20 protein-coding genes are annotated in these 19,042 nt (G+C 68.0%); 11 read left to right on the top strand and 9 right to left on the bottom strand.

The window, feature by feature from the left end; translation table 11 throughout:
- The first annotated feature begins 9 nt into the window (after positions 1–9).
- Positions 10–2,151, top strand: a complete 2,142-nt coding sequence (malQ, locus tag GKZ92_RS17300) for a 4-alpha-glucanotransferase (RefSeq protein ID WP_081724864.1) — start codon at positions 10–12, stop codon at positions 2,149–2,151.
- 46 nt (positions 2,152–2,197) lie between these two features.
- On the opposite strand, the gene GKZ92_RS17295 is transcribed toward malQ, so the two are convergent.
- Positions 2,198–3,439: an MFS transporter gene (locus GKZ92_RS17295; protein WP_035755101.1), complete on the bottom strand. Its 1,242-nt coding sequence runs from the start codon at positions 3,437–3,439 to the stop codon at positions 2,198–2,200.
- A gap of 111 nt (positions 3,440–3,550) precedes the next feature.
- Between GKZ92_RS17295 and GKZ92_RS17290 the strand changes: the two genes are divergently transcribed.
- Positions 3,551–4,741 (top strand): hypothetical protein, encoded by a 1,191-nt coding sequence (locus GKZ92_RS17290; protein WP_035755104.1) that lies wholly within the window; start codon positions 3,551–3,553, stop codon positions 4,739–4,741.
- 73 nt (positions 4,742–4,814) lie between these two features.
- Positions 4,815–6,311 carry a flavin-containing monooxygenase gene (locus GKZ92_RS17285; protein WP_035755107.1) on the top strand — a complete coding sequence of 499 codons (1,497 nt, stop codon included), beginning with the start codon at positions 4,815–4,817 and terminating at the stop codon, positions 6,309–6,311.
- A 10-nt stretch (positions 6,312–6,321) separates the two neighbouring features.
- Here the strand turns inward: GKZ92_RS17285 and GKZ92_RS17280 are convergent, their stop codons facing one another.
- The 3 genes from GKZ92_RS17280 to GKZ92_RS17270 are packed head-to-tail and all read right to left on the bottom strand — an operon-like array spanning position 6,322 to position 8,758.
- A complete protein-coding gene (locus tag GKZ92_RS17280; RefSeq protein WP_006360107.1) occupies positions 6,322–6,936 on the bottom strand; it encodes a TetR family transcriptional regulator in 615 nt (204 codons plus the stop codon).
- A gap of 17 nt (positions 6,937–6,953) precedes the next feature.
- Positions 6,954–7,634, bottom strand: coding sequence for an ABC transporter ATP-binding protein (locus GKZ92_RS17275; RefSeq protein WP_035755109.1), 681 nt, complete (start codon positions 7,632–7,634; stop codon positions 6,954–6,956).
- Positions 7,631–8,758, bottom strand: a complete 1,128-nt coding sequence (locus GKZ92_RS17270; RefSeq protein ID WP_155225474.1) for an ABC transporter permease — start codon at positions 8,756–8,758, stop codon at positions 7,631–7,633. Before GKZ92_RS17270 ends, GKZ92_RS17275 begins: the two co-directional genes overlap by 4 nt.
- Before the next feature lie 139 nt (positions 8,759–8,897).
- Between GKZ92_RS17270 and GKZ92_RS17265 the strand changes: the two genes are divergently transcribed.
- A complete protein-coding gene (locus tag GKZ92_RS17265; RefSeq protein WP_075863907.1) occupies positions 8,898–9,926 on the top strand; it encodes a zinc-binding alcohol dehydrogenase family protein in 1,029 nt (342 codons plus the stop codon).
- 1 nt (position 9,927) lies between these two features.
- Here GKZ92_RS17265 and GKZ92_RS17260 read toward each other — a convergent pair whose 3' ends face one another.
- Positions 9,928–10,710, bottom strand: coding sequence for an SOS response-associated peptidase (locus tag GKZ92_RS17260; protein ID WP_155225473.1), 783 nt, complete (start codon positions 10,708–10,710; stop codon positions 9,928–9,930).
- 62 nt (positions 10,711–10,772) lie between these two features.
- Positions 10,773–11,267: a Cys-tRNA(Pro) deacylase gene (gene ybaK, locus GKZ92_RS17255; RefSeq protein ID WP_006360101.1), complete on the bottom strand. Its 495-nt coding sequence runs from the start codon at positions 11,265–11,267 to the stop codon at positions 10,773–10,775.
- Positions 11,268–11,448: 181 nt separating this feature from the next.
- On the opposite strand from ybaK, the gene GKZ92_RS17250 reads away from it, so the two are divergent.
- Positions 11,449–12,282, top strand: a complete 834-nt coding sequence (locus GKZ92_RS17250) for a sigma-70 family RNA polymerase sigma factor (protein WP_006360100.1) — start codon at positions 11,449–11,451, stop codon at positions 12,280–12,282.
- The gene (gene rsrA / locus GKZ92_RS17245; protein WP_035755116.1) at positions 12,279–12,566 is read left to right on the top strand and encodes a mycothiol system anti-sigma-R factor; all 288 of its coding nucleotides are present in this window, start codon (positions 12,279–12,281) and stop codon (positions 12,564–12,566) included. Before GKZ92_RS17250 ends, rsrA begins: the two co-directional genes overlap by 4 nt.
- 122 nt (positions 12,567–12,688) lie before the next feature.
- Here rsrA and GKZ92_RS24015 read toward each other — a convergent pair whose 3' ends face one another.
- On the bottom strand, positions 12,689–12,763 hold the full coding sequence (locus GKZ92_RS24015) for a 50S ribosomal protein bL37 (protein ID WP_369758845.1): 75 nt from the start codon (positions 12,761–12,763) through the stop codon (positions 12,689–12,691).
- A gap of 142 nt (positions 12,764–12,905) precedes the next feature.
- Between GKZ92_RS24015 and GKZ92_RS17240 the strand changes: the two genes are divergently transcribed.
- Together GKZ92_RS17240 and GKZ92_RS17235 are read left to right on the top strand one after the other, a co-directional pair.
- Entirely contained in the window at positions 12,906–13,121 is a 216-nt protein-coding gene (locus GKZ92_RS17240; protein WP_035755118.1) for a biotin/lipoyl-binding carrier protein, read from the top strand.
- Positions 13,122–13,159: 38 nt separating this feature from the next.
- Positions 13,160–14,665: a sensor histidine kinase gene (locus GKZ92_RS17235; RefSeq protein ID WP_035755120.1), complete on the top strand. Its 1,506-nt coding sequence runs from the start codon at positions 13,160–13,162 to the stop codon at positions 14,663–14,665.
- Between the two features lie 101 nt (positions 14,666–14,766).
- Here the strand turns inward: GKZ92_RS17235 and GKZ92_RS17230 are convergent, their stop codons facing one another.
- A complete protein-coding gene (locus GKZ92_RS17230; protein WP_004023450.1) occupies positions 14,767–15,021 on the bottom strand; it encodes a WhiB family transcriptional regulator in 255 nt (84 codons plus the stop codon).
- 445 nt (positions 15,022–15,466) lie between these two features.
- On the opposite strand from GKZ92_RS17230, the gene GKZ92_RS17225 reads away from it, so the two are divergent.
- Entirely contained in the window at positions 15,467–16,672 is a 1,206-nt protein-coding gene (locus GKZ92_RS17225) for an MFS transporter (RefSeq protein ID WP_155225472.1), read from the top strand.
- Here GKZ92_RS17225 and GKZ92_RS17220 read toward each other — a convergent pair.
- Complete coding sequence (locus GKZ92_RS17220) at positions 16,624–17,559, bottom strand: diacylglycerol/lipid kinase family protein (protein WP_196222055.1); 936 nt, start codon at positions 17,557–17,559, stop codon at positions 16,624–16,626. The two genes, GKZ92_RS17225 and GKZ92_RS17220, sit on opposite strands and share 49 nt — an antisense overlap.
- Before the next feature lie 129 nt (positions 17,560–17,688).
- Here GKZ92_RS17220 and GKZ92_RS17215 point away from each other — a divergent pair, with 129 nt between their 5' ends.
- Together GKZ92_RS17215 and GKZ92_RS17210 are read left to right on the top strand one after the other, a co-directional pair.
- On the top strand, positions 17,689–18,135 hold the full coding sequence (locus tag GKZ92_RS17215) for a hypothetical protein (protein ID WP_035755124.1): 447 nt from the start codon (positions 17,689–17,691) through the stop codon (positions 18,133–18,135).
- A gap of 109 nt (positions 18,136–18,244) precedes the next feature.
- On the top strand, positions 18,245–19,033 hold the full coding sequence (locus GKZ92_RS17210; protein ID WP_006360093.1) for a ParA family protein: 789 nt from the start codon (positions 18,245–18,247) through the stop codon (positions 19,031–19,033).
- Positions 19,034–19,042 lie beyond the last annotated feature (9 nt).

Here is a 19,042-nt window from a genome sequence, read left to right as displayed (position 1 = left end):
GATGGCGAGGTGGCTGACGTGATCCCGGAGAGATTGACCGAACTGGCGCATCGTCACGGTGTGGCCACCAGCTATGTGGGCTGGGACCAAGAGACCCACGAGGTGAGTACGGAGACGCTGGTCGCCGTCCTCACCGCCCTCGACGTCCCTGCGGACTCACCCGAGGCGATCGAGGAGTCGATCCGCGCGGTCGACGAGCGGCCGTGGCGCGAGTTCGTCCCGGCGGTCACGGTGGTCACCGAGGGCGGCGGCGACACGTTCTGGATCCACGTCCCGCACGGAAACCTGGTGAAGGTGTGGATCGCCACCGAGGACGGCCGCGACGTCGCGCCGGAACAACTCGACGTGTGGGTGGACCCGCGCGAGATCGACGGCGCGCTCGTCGGGCGGGCGACCTTCGCGATCCCCGACGACCTCGAACCCGGATACCACCGGATCAAGGCCCTCGACCTCGACGACTCGACGGCGTCGAGTGCACCGCTGATCGTCACCCCGCGCCGGCTGCACACCGCAGACCGGCTGCTCGGGCGGCAGCGGTGGGGCCTGGCCGTACAGCTCTACTCGATCCGTTCGGCGGACTCGTGGGGCGTCGGCGACTTCGCCGATCTGGCGGGCATCTGCGAGGTCGCGGGTAGCGCGTACGGCGCCGATTTCGTGCAGGTCAACCCGTTGCACGCGGCGCAACCGGACCCCCCGGTCGAGGCCTCGCCGTACCTGCCGGTCACACGCCGCTTCCTCAACCCGATCTACATCCGGGTCACCGACATCCCTGAACTCGACGGATTGCCGAAGGCCCAGCGCAAGTGGTTGAACAAGCTCGCCCGCGGGTTCTTGGGCGAGAACACCGCCACCGACAAGATCCGGCGCAACAAGTCCTACCGGGCCAAGCTGGAAGCACTCGAACTGATCTACGACGTGCCGCTGAGCCCCCGGCGCAAAACCGCCCTGCGCGAGTTCCGGCAGCGGGAGGGCAAAGGCCTCAAACGATTCGCCACGTGGTGCGCACTGGCCGAGCGCTACGACGCCGACGATCCCCGCTGGCAGGACAAGTTCCTCGATCCGGCACACCTGAAGAAGAAGCGCCGGAAACTGGCGCGGCGCATCGACTTCCACATCTGGCTGCAGTGGATCTGCGACGAGCAGCTCGCCACCGCGGCACATGCCGCGAAGTCCGCGGGAATGTCCATCGGCGTGATGGCCGACCTCGCGGTGGGGGTCGGCCGGCACAGCGCCGACGCCTGGGCACTCGGCCATGTGCTCGCCTCCGGGGCGACCGTGGGCGCACCGCCGGACGGCTTCAACCAGCAGGGGCAGGGGTGGGATCAGCCGCCCTGGCATCCCCGCCGTCTGGCCGAGGCCGGTTACGAGCCCTACCGCGACATGATCCGCACCGTGCTGCGTCACGCCGGCGGCGTCCGCGTCGACCACATCCTGGGACTGTTCCGGCTGTGGTGGATCCCCGACGGCATGGGACCGGCCGGCGGCACCTACGTGCACTACGACAGCGAGGCACTGATCGGCATCCTGGCCCTTGAGGCCCAGCGCGCCGATGCGGTGGTCGTCGGCGAGGACCTCGGAGTCTTCGAGCCGACGGTGCAGGACACCTTGCGCGGGCGCGGAATCCTGGGCACGTCGATCCTGTGGTTCGAGCAGGACCGCAAGGCGGCAATCGCGCCGGAACGCTACCGCGAACTGTGCCTGACGTCGGTGACGACCCACGACCTCCCGCCGACGACGGGTTACCTGGCCGGTGACCACATCGCACTGCGGGCACGGCTGGGGCTGCTCGAGACCGGGGAGGAGGCCGAACGGGACCGCAACGAACGCGAACGCGACGCCGTCCTCGAACTCGCCTACGAGCGCGGCCTGCTGTCGCGGGACATCCCGCTGTCGGACCCGAAGGTCGTCGACGCCCTCTACGCCGTCATCGCGCACACACCGTCGGTGCTGCTGAGCGTCGCACTCGTGGACGCGGTGGGGGAGCGGCGGATTCAGAACCAGCCCGGTACGAGTGCGGAGCAGTACCCGAACTGGTGCATCCCGCTCGCCAACGCCGACGGTGAGGTGGTGCTGGTGGAGGACCTCGTCAGCAGCGTGCGCTTCCGTCAGCTGGTGAACATACTCAACGAGTACGGGGTCCCGGGCGCCTGACGGTATATCGATGGTCAGTCGCCGAGGCGCCTGACGGCGATGATGGTCAGTCGCCGAGGCGCCTGACGGCGATGATGGTGAGTATCAACGCCACCAGCGCGAGAACCGCGACGCCGATGTTGAAGGCGATTCCGGCCGGCCTCAGTCCCCACTGCTGTGCGGCCACACCCTGCCCGACGATGGGCAGTGAGATCGCGACGTAGGCGACCACGAAATAGGTTGAGGTGACCTCGGCGCGTCGATCGGCCGGGCTGGCCGCGACCACCGACGCCAGCCCCTTGCTGAACGACATGCCCTGCCCCACACCGCACACCACCGCGCCACCCAGCAGAGCGGCGGTCGACGTGGCGACCAGGCCGACGATCGACAGGCAGGTGCCGCCGATCAGGATCGCGCAACCGGCGATCAGCGCGGACTCGGTGGGCATGCGCCGCACCACGATCTGCGTGACCGCCGAGGAAGCGAACAGCACGAAGACGAGGAAACCGGTGAACGCGCGGTCGTCGATGCCCAGTATCTGAGTGACGAACGAGGGCATGACGCCGGTGAACGTCCCCATGACCGCGAAGCCGGCGAACGCGGCGATCGACGCGCGGACGAACACGCCGCGTACGTCGGCCGGTACGGAGAGCCGCTGAACACCAAGACGGGCACCGGGTTTGACGTCGACCGTCTCCTGCAGTCGCCAGATGCCGGCGAAGGCGAGAGCCAAGAGGGCGAGGTCGAGGAAGAACGGGGTGTGCAGGGGATTGGGCGCATACTCGGCGATCAGGCCGGCGATGAGCGGTCCCATCCCGAGTCCGCCGATGTTGGCCGCGGTCGCGACGGCGGGCCCCCGGCCCCGCCACGACGGCGGTGCCAGTTCGATGACCGCGGTCGTCGCGGCGCCGGCGTAGATCCCCGCCGACAACCCGGACAGCACCCTGCCCACCAGCAGCTGCCAGACCGGTCCGGCGGTGAGGAAGACCACGGCGCTGGCCACTGACAGCAGGGCGCCGGCGATGAGCAGCTTGCGCCGCCCGATCACATCGGACCAGCGGCCGAAACCGATCAATGCGGCGATGACACCGACCGCGTACACCCCGAAGACGACCGTCGTCGTGGCGACACCGAAGCCGAGCTTCTCCCCGTAGAGCGAATAGAGCGGTGTCGGCAGCGTCGTCCCGAGCATGACGACGGCGAAGGCGTAGACCGCCGCCACGAAGGAGGGGGTGGTCGAACGAGGCGCGGCCGATGCCGATGCACCTCGGCCGGAACGGGATGACGGGGTGCCGGATCGATCAGTCATGAGACTGCCAAACTACCGCCGGACCGGATCGGGGCGCTCACCGGTAACAGATCCTCGTCATCTGTCCGTCATCACGGGCCGGGTGCCGTCGCGTCGCCTATCGTCCCTGCCATGCAGGCCTCTGAACCGCACATCCTCGTGACCACATCCCGGATGCCGTTCGCCGTCGACGAGATCCACAAGCTCGGGGAGACCGGGCGGGACGTCACCGCCGCGGACACCTTCCGAGCGGCGCCGGGAAGTCACTCCCGCGGCGCGCGACGCCATCTCGTGTTCCCCGCACCCACCCAGCAGACCACCGCCTTCGTCGACGCGGTGATCGATGCGATCGGCGAGCACGGCATCACCTGGCTGCTCCCGATGTTCGAGGAGGTCTTCTACCTCGCCAGACACCGCGACCGCATCTCCGCCGCACACCCCGACGTCGAGTTGTTCTTCCCCGATTTCGAGACCCTCGCCCGCGTCCACGACAAGGTCGGGTTCACCGCCCTCTGCCGCGAACTCGGACTCCCGGCCGCGGAATCGGTGACCACGACGAGCCGCGACGAGCTGCGCGAGGCCACCGAGAAGTGGCCGCACTGGTTCGCCCGGGCGGCCTTCGGTCGCGGCGGGCTCGACGTCCTCACCAACACCGGGCCGCTGGCGGGGGAATCGTCGATCGACGACGTCAGCCCGACCCCCGCCGATCCCTGGCTCGTCCAGGAGTACCTCACGGGCGCCGACCGGTGCAGCTGGAGCGTCGCCCATCACGGCGAGATCGTGCTGCACTCCTGCTACGAGCACCCCCTCGCGATCGACGACCGCGGCGGCATCGTCTTCCAATCCGTCGACTCGCCGGAATCGCTCGCCGCGGCCCGGACCATCGCGCGAGAACTGAACTGGCACGGGCAGATCAGCTTCGACTACCTCGTCACCGACGACGGCGTCCACCACATGGTCGAGTGCAATCCCCGACCGACAGCGGGGTGCACGGTCGCGAGCGCCGAGGAGTTCGACGCCGCCTTGTTCGATCCGGGTGACCTCGTCGTCGTCCCCGCGGGCCGCAAGAAGATGATCAAGGCCGCGGTACTGCGTGATGCGCTCAAGCACCCTTCTCATCTGCGCCGGAATCTCGCCGTGGCCAAGGGAGCGGGCGGCGTGTACGACCAGCCGGGCGACCACCTGCCGCTGATCTACTCGGCCCTCTCGCTGCAGCACATCCTGGCCTATCGCAAGGAACTCGGACTCGACCGGAACAAGCGCGAGGAACTGATGGCGACACAGTTCTTCGATGTGCTCTGGGACGGCACCACGATCGCCTGACCAGGTCCGATACACACGACGGCGGTGTGTGCTAAGTTACAGTAACTGTCGGTTACAGTTATTGGGGTCTCTCATGCAACCTGCACACGACGCGCCTGCCCACGACGTGCTGATCGTCGGCGCCGGCTTCGGCGGAATGGGTGCCGCGATCGCCTTCAAACGCCTGGGCATCGACGACATCGCGATCCTCGAGCGCGAGGACGACCTCGGCGGGACCTGGCATGTCAATCACTACCCGGGTCTCGCCGTCGACATCGCCTCGGTCACCTACTCGTATTCCTTCGAGCCCAACCCGAACTGGTCGCGTCTGTTCGCGCCCGGTCCCGAGCTCAAGCGCTACGCGCACCATGTCGCGGACAAGTACGACCTCAAACGGCACATGGAGTTCGGGACGACCGTCGACTCCGCCGAGTGGGACGACGACGCGCGGCGGTGGCGGGTGCGGACCGGTGACGGAACGGAGCGCACCGCCCGCTATCTCGTCACCGCGACCGGCTTCCTCTCCCAGCCCCACGTCCCGGACTTCCCGGGGATCAAGAACTTCCAGGGGACGATCCTGCACACCGCGGCGTGGGAGGACGGCTTCGATTTCACCGGCAAGAAGGTCGCGGTCATCGGAACCGGTGCGACGGCAGTCCAGCTGATCCCGGAGGTGGCCGAGCGTGCCGATGCGCTCACCGTCTTCCAGCGGACGCCGATCTGGGTGGTGCCCAAGATCGACTTCGCGATCCCGTCCGCGGTGCAGCAGGTGTTCCGGCGAATCCCGTTGACGCAGAAAGTGGCTCGCCTGGTCAACACCTCGCTGCTGGAGCTGCTGATGGTCTCCGGCGTCCTGCATTTCAAGCAGCTCAAGCCCGGCAACAAGCTGGCGGCCCGGCTGGCCAAGGCGCACCTGCGGTCCCAGGTCTCCGACCCGGAATTGCGTCGGAAGCTGACACCCGACTACGACTTCGGCTGCAAGCGGCCGACCTTCTCCAACACGTACTTCGCCAGCTTCACCAAGCCGAACGTGATCCTGCAGACCAACGGCATCGCCCGCCTCGAGGCCGACGGGATCCTGGCCGGCGACGGCACGAAGACCGAGATCGACACCCTAGTACTGGCAACGGGATTCAACCTGTGGGACGTGAACTTCCCGGCCTTCGACATCGTCGGTCGTGAGGGGCGCAACCTCGGAAAGTTCTGGCGAGAGGGCAGATTCCAGGCCTACGAGGGTGTCACCGTGCCGAAGTTCCCCAACTTCATCTCGCTCAACAGTCCGTACTCGTACAGCGGCTTGTCGTACTTCACCACGATCGAGGGGCAGATGAAGCACATCACCCGGCTCTTCGGTGAACTCCGACGCCGCGGGCAGGACACCTTCGAGGTCACCGAGCCCGCCAACGACGCCTTCCTCGACGAGGTGACCGACCGTCTGCAGTCCTCGGTCTTCTACAACGGCAACTGCGTGGGCTCGCGCAGCTACTACTTCAACCAGCACGGCGAGGCGACGCTCCTGCGTCCGGCCTCCACGCTGCGAACCCTGCGGGAGATGGACTCGTTCCCGTTGAGCGACTACGCCTTCCGCTGAGCGGCTCGAGTCAGCGGTCGGTCAGTCCCAGGTAGTCGCCGATCAGCCGGCGGATCATCGCGGTGATCTCCGCGCCTTCGGCTCGTGTGGGATCCTCGGTAGCGGTCGTGGAATGCTCGGCCCCCCACGACCTGCACGCCTGGACGATCATCGAGTCGATCAGCTGCGCGACCTCGAGCGGGCGCGGTTCGCCGTGCGCGATCAGGGCGTCGACGAGCGGTTCCTGCAATTCCCGGTGGAACCGTTGCATCGGCTCCTGCAGGACGCTCGGATCGACGATCCGGACGAGCGCATTCGCCACTGCCTGTTCCGACCCGACGATCAGCTCGACGTTCGCACAGATGTATCCCCAGATCTGCTGTCCCGGTTCGGTCTGGGCACCGACACGATCGCGGACGAACCGATCCCAACTGGGGAGGAGATCGGCCAGGACCGCGGCCACGAGTTGCTCGCTGGACGAGTAGTACTGATACACGCTCGAGCGGGCGAGGCCCACGCGCTTGCCGACCGCGGCAAGGGTCGGTGCCTCGCCGGTTTCCGCGAGGATGGCCTTCGCGCCGTCCAGGATCGCCTGCTCCTGCTTACGGCGGTGCTCGGCGACGGTGGGCGCCTCGATGCGTGGCAAACGCCCACCTCCTCAGCTCATGCGGACGCCGCAGACCCTTCGTTCAGATGTCCGTCGACCATCTCGTACACCTTGTCACAGTGTAGGAGAACGTCCTGGTCATGGGTCACCATGACCGTCGCGACGCCGTGTTCGTGGGCCTCGCGAGCGAGCAGTTCGACGATCTCGTGACTGCGCCGCCGGTCGAGGGCCGCGGTGGGCTCGTCGACGAGGAGGACATCCGGCCGGGTCATCAGCGCTCGCGCGATGCCGACGCGCTGCCGCTCACCGCCCGACAACTGATGGGGGCGGCGCTTCGCCTTGTGCGACATACCGACACCGGCGAGCAGTTCGGCCGGTGAGCGGGCCTCGGCGACGCGACCGAACGTGAGTGGCAGACGCAGCTGGTCCTCGACGGTCAGCGCGTCGAGCAGGTTGCCGCTCTGGAACACGAATCCGATGTGTTCGCGACGGATCCGGGTCAGCTCGCGCTTCGGCGCGGTTCCCAGGTCGGCGTCGCCGACGGTGACCGTCCCCGACGTCGGGGTGATGAGACCGCCCGCGACCGCGAGCAGGCTGGACTTGCCGGAACCGGACGGGCCGACGACGGCGACGAACTCGCCTGCGGCGACCTCGAGGGTCACCGCGTCGAGTGCGGTGACCACGTCTTCCCCGTCACCGTGGACGAGACTGACGTCGTTGAGTGCGAGCGCGGTCATCGGTTGCCTCCCAAGGCGGTCAGGGGGTCGACCCGGGTGATGCGGAGCACCGCGACGGCGGCGCCGATCATGCCGAACAGGATCAGCAGCCCGCCGGCCGCGGCGACCGAACCGGTCTCCAGGGCGAAGGGCATCGGGGTGGAACCGATGGCGGCACCGAGGCCGACGCCGATCCCGATGCCGATGCCGGCAGAGACGAGCAGCAGGATGAACGACTGCATCAGCGAGTCGCGCAGAAGGTAACCGGTCGAGGCGCCCATCGCGCGCATCACGGCGATCTCCTGCCTGCGCTGGATCGTCCAGACCGTGAAGAACGCGCCGACGACCAAGGCCGAGATCGCGTAGAGGAAGGCCTGGATCAACGTGAGGGTTGACGTCTCGGCGGTGTAACCCGGTGAGGCGCCGAAGGATTCGTCGAGAGTCAGCGAGGTGGTGTCGGCGGCGGCGTCGCCGGCGGCCAAATCGACCGAGCTGTCGGTCTTCACCGCTACGGCGGTGATGTCGTCGTAGACGCGCGGCGGCACGGGCTCACCGGGACGAGCGCCGGCGCGGATCTCCTGCCACGTCTTCAGCGGCACGAACGCGACGTCTACGTGTCCGAAGGTGCTCTGGCCGTCGAGGATTCCGACGACCCGCAGCTGCGTGCCGAGCGGCTCGACGGTGACCGTGTCACCGATCGACAGTCCGTCCTCGGCAGCGGTCTCGCTGATGACGAGCTCACCGGGGGTGTTCGACAGCGACCTGCCCTCGGAGGCGGTGGGGCTGACGAAGCTGCCCGGTTCCACGCCGAAGAGGGCGAGGTCGATGTCGACGCCGGTGTTGGTGCGTCCGTTGATCAGGGTGTTGCCGAACGGTGCGGCGTCCTCGACGCCCGGCTGCTCGGCCCATGTCCCGACCGCCGACGTCGGCACCAGGGAGCGGGAGAAGGCGGAGTCGGTGGCGATGTCCTTCTGGAAGGCGAAGGAGGTCACCGGCAGTTTCTTCAAACCGGAGACGCCGTCGTTGACCAGGCCCACCGACAGGCCGCTCAGCAGGACCATCAGGATGGCGATCAGCGCGACCACCGACCCCATCAGGGCGAATCGTCCGCGTGCGAATGAGAGTTCTCGAAGGGCAAGGAACACGTCACTGCCCTCGCATGTTTACCGACACCATGTCGGCAACGATACCGACACTGTGTCGGGAAGGTGTACTCCGTTCGGTGTGAGACCGGTCATTCGCAACACCGTGCCGCGCCGTGCGGGCGGGTTTAGCCTGAGGTACATGCGCGCTTGGGCGGTGACCGAGCCGGGGCCGATCGACACCCGACCACTACGGCTCGTCGACAAACCGGAACCGCGGCCCGGGGCCGGCGAACTGCTGGTCCGGGTTCGTGCTTGCGGTGTCTGCCGTACGGACCTCCACGTCGCCGAGGGTGATCTGCCGGTCCGCCGCGCAGAGGTGACGCCCGGACACGAGGTCGTCGGGGAGGTCGTCGAACTCGGTCGCGACACCGCCGGCTTCTCCCTCGGTGACCGCGTCGGCGTCGCCTGGCTGCACAGCACCGACGGGACCTGTGATCGCTGTGTCCGCGGTGCCGAGAACCTCTGTGCGGCATCGGTGTACACCGGATGGGACGTCGACGGCGGGTATGCCGAGCTGGTGACCGTGCCCGCGGGCTTCGCCTATCCGCTGCCGTCCGGCATCGACGACGTCTCGATCGCGCCGCTGTTGTGCGCGGGGATCATCGGCTATCGCGCGCTACGGCGGACCGGCCTGCTCGACGACCTCGGAGCCGGCTCCGATCGTCCGAAGCGGCTGGGGCTCTACGGTTTCGGTGGGAGTGCGCACCTCTGCGCACAACTGGCGATCGCCCTCGGGATCGAGGTGCACGTCCTCACACGTGGCGAGCAGTCCCGACGCCTGGCCGCCGACCTCGGTGCGGCGTCGGTCGGCGATGCCACCGATGCGCCGCCGGTGTCGCTCGACGCCGCGATCACCTTCGCCCCGGTCGGCGAGCTGGTGCCGGTGGCGATGCGCGCGCTCGATCGCGGCGGCGTCCTGTCGATCGCCGGCATCCACCTCACCGACGTACCGCCGCTCAACTACGAGCGGGAACTGTTCTACGAGAAGGAGATCCGCTCGGTCACCGCCAACACCCGCGCCGACGGCGCCGAGTTCCTGACGCTGGCCGCCCGGCACGGCGTCCGGGCGACGACGCACGAGTACCCGATGTCACAGGCCGACCGCGCGCTCGCCGAACTGGCCGCCGGACGGTTCGACGGGGCAGCGGTTCTCGTCGCCGACCTCTGAGTCAGAGCGGGTTGAGCAGCTCCGGCCCGTTGTTGGCGACGCGGTTGACCAGCGGCGCGACCCCGCGGATGTCGATCGCCTCGGCGAGCGATTCGGCCGGCGGCGCGAACAGGTCGTCCGGTGCCCGGTGATCCGGATCGAGCCAGGCATCCCAGTTGTCGTACGGCATGATCAGCGGCATCCGGTCGTGGACGTCGCGCAGTTTGCCGACCGCATCGGTGGTCAGGATCGAGCAGCTCAGCAGCGGCGGGGCGTCGTCGGAGTGCTTGTCATGCCACACCGACCACAACCCGGCCATGAACAACCGGGTGCCGTCCCGCGGGGACATGTAAAACGGGATCTTGGTGGGCTTGCCCCTGCTGTCGAGCGGGCCTTTCTTCCACTCGTACCAGCCGTCCATCGGCACCAGGCACCGCTTGGACTTCACCGACGCGCGGAACGAACTCTTCTCCGCGGCGGTCTCGGCGCGGGCGTTGAACAACAGTGGCCCCTTGCCGACCTCTTTGCTCCACGGCGGCACGAGCCCCCAGCGCATGGCGCGGATGCGCAGCAGCGGATCGTTGTCGGGATCCTCCGGCGAATGCCGTTTGACCACGGTCATCACCGTGGTCGTGGGCGCGACGTTGTAGTTGGGGCCCAGTGCGCGAGGTGCGGGGGTGTCGAGGTCGAGGTCGAGGGCATCGGGGTCGGCCGGTTCCTTCGCCGGCTCGGGTACCTCGTTCACCGCGTCGATCTCCGCCGCGAGCTTCGCCGGATCGGTGGTCACCGCATAGCGTCCGCACATGGTCACCATGCTGCCCTACGCCTGACCTCCGGTAGTAGATGTTCCCGCGGGAAGAGGAACCCTCACACCGCGATGTCGGCGACCACTGCTTTGGTCACCGCGACGAGGTCTGCGGGTGCCAGTGCGATCTCCAGTCCACGCCTGCCCGCGCTGCAGAGAATCCGGTCGAACTCGAGCGCCGAGGAATCGACGACCGTCGGCAGAGCGGTGCGCTGGCCGACGGGGGAGACGCCGCCGAGGACGTAGCCGGTGCTGCGGGTGACGGCCTTGGCCTCGGCCATCTGGGCCTTCGACGCCCCGAGCGCGGCGGCGGCCGCCTTCACCGACAGCTTGCGGGGAACCGGGACCACGGCGACGGCGAGACCGGGGCGGCTACCACCGGACAGTTCGACGACGAGCGTCTTGAAGACCTGTTCACCGACGATGCCGAGGGTGTCGGCGAGCTCGTCCACTGCTTCGGTGCCGAAGGACTCCGACCGCGGGTCGTGGTCATAGCGGTGGACGGTGTGCGCGATCTTCGCGCGTTCGAGGGCCGCGATCGCGGGTGTTGCCGCCATGGTCGGGGTGCCTCCTGGTGGGACGTGTCGGTGTCTGACCTGGAGAGCGTATTCGACCAGCGCTCTGTTCACCGTGACGAAAAGGGGTGCCGGTCACGTCGGGAACAAACCGCCCGGCCCGACCTGTTGTGACTGGTTGCGACACGAAGATCGGGAGCGCATGCGAGGAGGTAGAACCGAGATGAGCACAACGGCGGTACTCGAGCCACCGGTACTCGTGGAGGCGACGCACCTCCTGGCCGGGCCGGGGTCGGTAAGCTTGACCGGCAACGTCCCAGTGACGCCTCTCATCGAAGGGATCGTAGTGGCCGAAGCCGAATCAGCCGACACCGAAGCAGCCGTTACGGAGTCCACCGCGACCGGAACCGCTGCGCACGTGTCCGCCGAGAAGGGTGCGCCCCGACGCGCCGACCCGAGCGAGTCCCCCGAGGAGCTCACCGAACGGTTCGAGCGCGACGCATTGCCGTTGCTCGACCAGATGTACGGTGCCGCCCTGCGGATGACCCGTAATCCCGCCGATGCCGAGGACCTGGTCCAGGAGACCTACATCAAGGCGTTCACCGCTTTCGCGTCGTTCCGGGAGGGCACCAACCTCAAGGCGTGGCTCTACCGGATCCTGACCAACACCTACATCAACGGCTACCGCAAGAAACAGCGCCAACCCGCGCAGTACCCGACCGACGAGATCACCGACTGGCAGCTCGCGGCGACCGCAGAGCACACCTCCCAGGGGCTGCGCTCGGCGGAGATCGAGGCCCTCGACGCCCTTCCGGACGACGAGATCAAGGCCGCGCTGCAGGAGCTTCCGGAGGATTTCCGGATGGCCGTGTACTACGCCGACGTGGAAGGCCTGCCGTACAAGGAGATCGCCGAGATCATGGACACCCCCATCGGCACCGTCATGTCCCGACTTCACCGAGGACGTCGTCAGCTGCGTGAGCTGCTGGCCGACGTCGCCCGGGAGCGTGGTTTCCACAGATCTGCCACGGCCAAGGGTGCGGAGGTGGCGCGATGAGCGACATCGATCCGGAAGTCACCCAGCTCGACTGCTCGGCCGTCATCGCCGACGTCTGGTTGCTGCTGGACAACGAATGCGACGAGAACGCCCGCATGCGGCTCCAGGGGCACCTCGACACCTGCCCGTCGTGCCTCGCCCACTACGGCATCGAGCGGCAGCTGAAGGCGCTCGTCAACCGCAAGTGCGGCGGCGACCAGGCACCTCAGGGGCTGCGTGATCGTCTGCGCGTGGAGATCCGCCGGACGGTCATCATCCAAGAGATCGCCGAGACCGACCGCTGAATCGCCCGTCACCCCCGGCGAATCCCGGGGGTGACGGCATGAAAAAGCCCGGGTGGCCATGAAGGCCGTACCCGGGCGTTTTTCTTGGTGCTCGTTCGCCGAACCCCGCCGTGAGGCGAAGATCAGGCGTTCGGACGCTTGCCGTGGTTGGCAGCGTTCTTCTTACGAGCGCGCTTCTTGCGTCCGCGCTTTCCCATGACGCATCTCCTTTTGCCGGCGGATGGGGACATCACAGTGTCTCAGGCATTCTCCCACGTGCCAAAACCCGGTCGGCCATCGCCCGGTCGAGACCGGGCCCGACCCGTCGTCGCCGGTGACCCCGTGGGCTAACTTGAGTGCATGGCTGAAGACGTGGTGGCAGAGATCGTCGCGAGTGTCCTCGAGGTCCTGGTCGCACCCGGACAGCAGATCGAGGTCGGTGACACGCTGGTGCTGCTCGAGTCGATGAAGATGGAGATCCCCGTTCTCGCAGAGGAGGCGGGCACCATCGCCGACCTCAAGGTGAAGGTGGGCGACGTCATCCAGGCCGGCGACGTCATCGCCACCTTCGAATAGCCCGCGCCGCACCCTCTCCGCGAACCCGGAGCCTTCCCATGTCGACACTTGCCGACCTGCTCGCCGAGCACACCACCCTCTCCGACGCCGCTGCGGCGCACCTGCAGCGACTCGTCGCCGAGTGGCAGTTGCTCGCCGACCTCTCCTTCGCAGATTTCCTCCTGTCGGTGCGCACCGACGAGGGGGCCGTGGTCACCGTCGCGCAGTGCCGGCCCAACACCGCGTCGACCGTCTTTCCCACGGACGAGGTGGGCCGGGTCATCGACACCGCGGTGCACCCGCAGGTGCTCCGCGCCTTCGATTCCGACAAGGTCCTCCGCGACGAGGACCCGACGTGGTTCGGGGCCACCGCGATGCGGCAGGAGGCGGTCCCGGTCGGCTTCGACGGTGCGGTGATCGGTGTGCTGACCCGCGCCGTCGACCTCACCCATCCGCGGCTGCCGTCGCCCCTGGAGCTCGCCTACCAGGACTCGGCGGACGATCTGTGCCAGATGGTCGCCGACGGCACGTTCCCGCACGAGGAGGGCAATCCGCGGGGATTGTCGACGCCTCGCGCGGGTGACGGTTTCATCCGGCTCGACCGGACCGGGACGGTCACCTACACGAGCCCCAACGCGCTCTCGGCGTTCCACCGCATGGGCTGGACGGCCGAGCTCAACCACACGCGGCTCTCCGACGTGGTGAAGCAACTCGTCACCGAGCCGTTCGAGGCCGACGATGTCGCGATGATGCTCGACATCGCGGCCGGGGTGGCCGAGGTGCCGACCGGCCCGTACCGCGACATCGGCATGCGGGTGGAGGCCGACGCCCGACGCGCGACGGTCCTCATCCGGGCGGTGCCGCTCCGCCCGAAGGGTGAGGAGTCGGGGAGCGTGGTGCTCATCCGCGACGTCACCGAGGTCAAGCGGCGCGACCGCGCGTTGATCAGCAAGGACGCGACCATCCGGGAGATCCACCACCGGGTGAAGAACAATCTGCAGTCGGTGTCGGCGCTGCTGCGCCTGCAAGCCCGGCGAACCTCCAACACCGATGCCCGGGAGGCGCTGAACGAGGCCGTGCGCCGCGTCGCGTCGATCGCTCTGGTTCACGAACTGCTGTCGGGCAGCGTCGACGAGGAAGTCGATCTCGACGAGGTCGTCGACCGTCTCGTCCCGATCCTGGTCGACGTGGCGTCCAACGAGTCACGGGTGACGGTGCGTCACCGCGACCGGCTAGGGGTTCTCCCCGCCGAGCTGGCGATGCCGTTGGTGATGGTGCTCACCGAACTGATCCAGAATGCGATCGAGCACGGTTTCGACGGTTCGCCCCGATCCGACGCAGAGATCGCGGTCATCGCCGAACGCGACGTGCGCAACCTCCGTATCGCGGTGCGCGACAACGGCTCCGGACTGCCCGAGAACTTCGACCTGGCCACCTCGGATCACCTCGGACTCCAGATCGTGAAGACGCTCGTGTCGATCGAACTCGGTGGCGAGCTCGACGTCCGGCCCAACCCGGAAGGGTTGGGAACCGAAGTCGGAGTGCATATTCCGCTGCGTTCCTGAGAACGCAGTTCTTCCGTGGGGTGAGAACCGTTGCCGGACACGAAAAAACCCGGCCGTGGCCGGGTTTCTTCGAATCCGGGCGAACGCCGGCTCGGATGAGCCTAGACGCTGCTACGGGTGCGGGTACGCGCGGTACGCCGCTTCAGCGCGCGACGCTCGTCCTCGCTCATGCCGCCCCAGACGCCTGCATCCTGGCCCGACTCGAGGGCCCACGAGAGGCAGTCAGCGGTGACAGGGCACCGTGCACAGACGAGCTTCGCGTCGGCGACCTGTGCGATGGCCGGACCGCTGGTTCCCACGGGGAAGAACAGCTCCGGATCCTCGTCGCGACAGATGGCCTTGTGACGCCAGTCCATTCCACTACTCCTTCAGGCGCGTTTCCGCGCACCACTCGATTAGTTGATTGCTTGCTGATTGTTTGGCTGGTAACTCTCAGTTCACGCGGCCGCACCAAATGTTTCCGCGTTGTTGCTTGTGAATACTTTCACGAATCCGGCCGAAGTCAATGGTTCTCGGTTAACACGTGGGCAACATCACGTCCCGCGCCTACCACTTCGGCCGAAGGCGCCCCCACGGGGGGTACGGACAGCGGGTTCGCCGTCCGTGTAGTAGCCTACGCGCACCCGCCGACGACTGTCGATGAGTTTCCGCAGGTCGCGCCCCTCCCAAGGCCCGAAATAGTCCGTGACGTGGAGTGACGTGTCGCGTATTCTTGCTCACATGCGTCGACGATGTTGATCCACACCACGCCGATCCGGCCATGACGGGCCGGGTCCACAACGGCGATTAACGGCCGCGGCCGTGTGCGCCGCCCTCTTCGAGGACCTGATACCGCTCTACCCGGTCTACGCGATTCTGTTCGCCGATGCCACCGTTCCCGGGGCCGGGTTGACGGCCGCCGAGATCAGCGCACTGTTCGCGATCTGGTCGCTGTCGACGGTGATCGTCGAAGTGCCGACCGGGATCCTGGCCGACCGATTCTCGCGACGCCGCCTACTGGTCGCGGGGCCTCTGGTCACCGGCGCCGGCTTCGCGCTCTGGACCTACGCGCCCTCCTTCCTCTCCTTCGCCGCCGGCTTTGTGCTGTGGGCGATCGGCGGATCGCTGCGATCCGGCACGAACCAGGCGCTCGTCTACGACGAGCTCGCGCATCTCGGCAGGTCGCAGGACTACGCACGGCTCTCGGGCGCGATGCGGGCGGCGGCCGCGGTCGGGGTCATCGGCGGCACGGCCCTGGCGGTGCCACTCCTCGCGTGGGGCGGATACGCCGCCGTCGGTACCGCAAGTGTCGCGGCCTGCGTGCTCTGCGCGTTGATCTCCGCAGGACTACCGGAGACGGGCCGGATCGGAGTGGGGCGCTCCGGACCGGACGTGACGCCGGATGCCGGCACCGCCGACCTCGACGAACCGCCGGTCGGGTGGTTCGCGATCCTTCGCGGCGGCCTGCACCACCTGCGCAACCAGCCGACCGCACGCCGGCTGCTGATCCTGGTCGTCGTCCTGACCTGGGTCGCGGCGCTCGACGAGTACCTGCCGTTGCTGGTCGAGTCCTTCCTGAGCGGCACGGTGTCGGGCGTCGCGACGCCGGAGTCTGTCGCACTGCTCATGATCGTGGTCGCAGCCGGGGACATCTGCGGTTCCCTCGCGGCCCGGCGCGTCCGGGATCCCGCTGCGATCGGCCCCGCGGTGGGACTCGGCGCATCGGTGCTGATCGTGGCCGCGCTGTGGGGTCACCCGGCCGGTGTCGTCGGCGTGGCCGTCGCGTTCGGGATCTTCGGGTGGGCGCTGGTCGTCGCCGACGCCGCTCTGCAGGACCGACTGGACTCCGCGTCGCGGGCGACGGTCACGTCGATCGCGGGCGTGGGGGAGGAGGTGGTCGCGATCCTCGCCTTCGCCGGATGGGCTGCGGGATCGGTACATCTGGGGCCGGCGGCGTTGTTCGCGATCGCCGCGTCGCCCTATGCGGTGGCGGCGGGTGCGATGACGGTCAGGGCGTCGCGCCGATGATGAAAACGTATGTCGCGGAACGCACCGATGTAGTCGCCGTCCATCTGCACGTCGATCGGGGCCTCCGCCATGAACCGGACCTCGTCGACGTCGTCGTCGCGAAAGAGGTGGTGTGCCTTGGGATCTGCCTGGGCCAGCAGCCGCGTGGCGAGCGGGAGGTTGCGCAGGACCCCGGTCGACGTCGCCACGAACACGCCGAGTCCGGTGTCGAAACCGGTGGTCGGATTGGTGCGGATCTCGCGCGGCCCGAGATAGGTCCACGGACTGGTGTTGGAGACGAAACCGAAACGGGCGCCGACGATCCGGTCGCGGCCGGGGATCTCGACGTCGAACGTCGCCGAGCTGCCGGCCTGCTTGAGGAAGCTGCTGACGGTGGTCCACAGATACCGGGCGGGCGTGGCGGCCTTGCCCGCATGCCGCTTGTCCTCCATCGCGTGCACCACGACGGCGTCCATGCCCATGCCGGTGTTGAACAGGAACCAGCGGTCGTCGGTGTGACCGAGGCCGATTCGACGGCTCTCCCCGGCGTCGAGGAGCGAGATGATCTGCTGGGTCGCGAGCAGCGGGTCGGGGTCGATGCCGAGGGTGCGCGCGAAGACGTTTGCGCTGCCGCCCGGGATGACGGCCAGACTCGGCCGGCGCCTCGCGGGATCGCTCGTCCCCGGGGGATCGAGGAGGCCGTTGGTGGCCTCGTTCACCGAGCCGTCGCCGCCGTGGACGATGACCGTGTCGAATTCCTCGGCGGCCGCACGGGCGGCGAGGTCGAAGGCATGCCCACGGTGGGTGGTCAGCTCGACGTCGAGGTCGAAGTGAGCGCTCAGTGTGTGCACGAGAGCATCGCGCCCGGCCGGACTGGTCGCGGTGGCGAAGGGGTTGACGATGAGCATGACGCGCACGACACCCGAGGATATGGGGTAGGTGGCCCAAGCGCGCAATCCGCCCTGCGTCCCGGTGCCGGGAGGGGGCCCCGTGGGGTGCGCGGCCACCGCCCGACCGGCGCCGAATACCCTGGACGCGTGAGCACGGAGAAGGACCGCCCGGAGCAGGACCGGCTTGAGATCGACGTCGATCCGTCGGTGACGCCCACCCAGATCAAGGTGGCCGGCGCGGTGACCACCGTGGAAGGCCTGGTCGGCGTCGCGGTGGCGGTGATCCTGGTGATCCGCGGGCTCGCCGGACACGAGGAGACGGCCATCAGCGGCTACGGCACCGCCATCTGGTTCGGGATCATCGGTGGCGGCGTCCTCGTCGGCGGCGTGGCCCTGTTGGCGGGTCGGCGCTGGGGTCGATCGATCGCGATGGTCGCCCAGATCCTGCTGCTTCCGGTCGCGTACTACCTGTACACCAGCGGCTGGCCGGTGTTCAGCGTGCCGTTGGCACTCGCGGCGATCGCGGGGCTGGTGATGCTGTTCAGCCCGGCCGCCGTGCGGTGGCTCGCCGGGGATCTCGAGCCCGACCACTGAGCCCTTCACCGGTCGCGGGATCGGGCATCCCGATCAGTTGACCCAGTTGTTACCGCAACCCTGACTCTTATATGTCGACGCCCGGGCGGGCGCCCGTACAGTAGGGCACATGACGCGCATCCTTGCGATTGCCAATCAGAAGGGTGGGGTCGCCAAGACCACCACGGTCGAGTCCCTCGGAGCCGCACTTGCCGACCTCGACGTGTCGGTCCTCGTCGTCGACCTCGACCCGCAGGGCTGTCTCACCTTCTCCCTCGGCCATGATCCCGATCAACTGGAGTCCTCGGTGCACGATGTGCTGCTGGGCGACGAGGAGATCGCCGACGTACTCCTCGACACCGAGGACAAGGTGACGCTGCTGCCCGCCACCATCGACCTGGCCGGTGCCGAGGCGCTGCTGCTGATGCGGCCGGGACGTGAGTACGCACTCAAGCGGGCACTCGCCGAGGTCGGGCAGGACTTCGACGTCATCATCGTCGACTGCCCGCCGTCGCTGGGCGTGCTCACGCTCAACGGTCTGACCGCGGCCGACGAGGTGATCGTCCCGCTGCAGTGCGAGACGCTCGCCCACCGTGGTGTCGGGCAGTTGCTGCGCACCGTCCGCGAGGTCCAGCAGATCACCAACCCCGACCTCACGATGCTGGGTGCGGTGGCGACGCTGTTCGACGCGCGGACCACGCACAGCCGCGACGTCCTCGCCGACGTCGCCGATCGCTACGACCTTCCGGTGCTGAACCCGCCGATCCCGCGCACGGTCCGTTTCGCCGAGGCGTCGGCTTCCGGTGCCTCGGTCATGCGGGGACGAAAGAACAAGGGCGCCACCGCATATCGCGAACTCGCGGAGAACCTGTGGAAGCACTGGGACGCGGGGGAGGACGTGCGGACCCTCGACTTCTGAGGGGACGAC

It is taken from the genome of Gordonia sp. 135 (assembly GCF_009720185.1).
GTDB lineage: Bacteria > Actinomycetota > Actinomycetes > Mycobacteriales > Mycobacteriaceae > Gordonia > Gordonia alkanivorans.
This window is presented reverse-complemented; position numbering and strand designations above follow the sequence as displayed.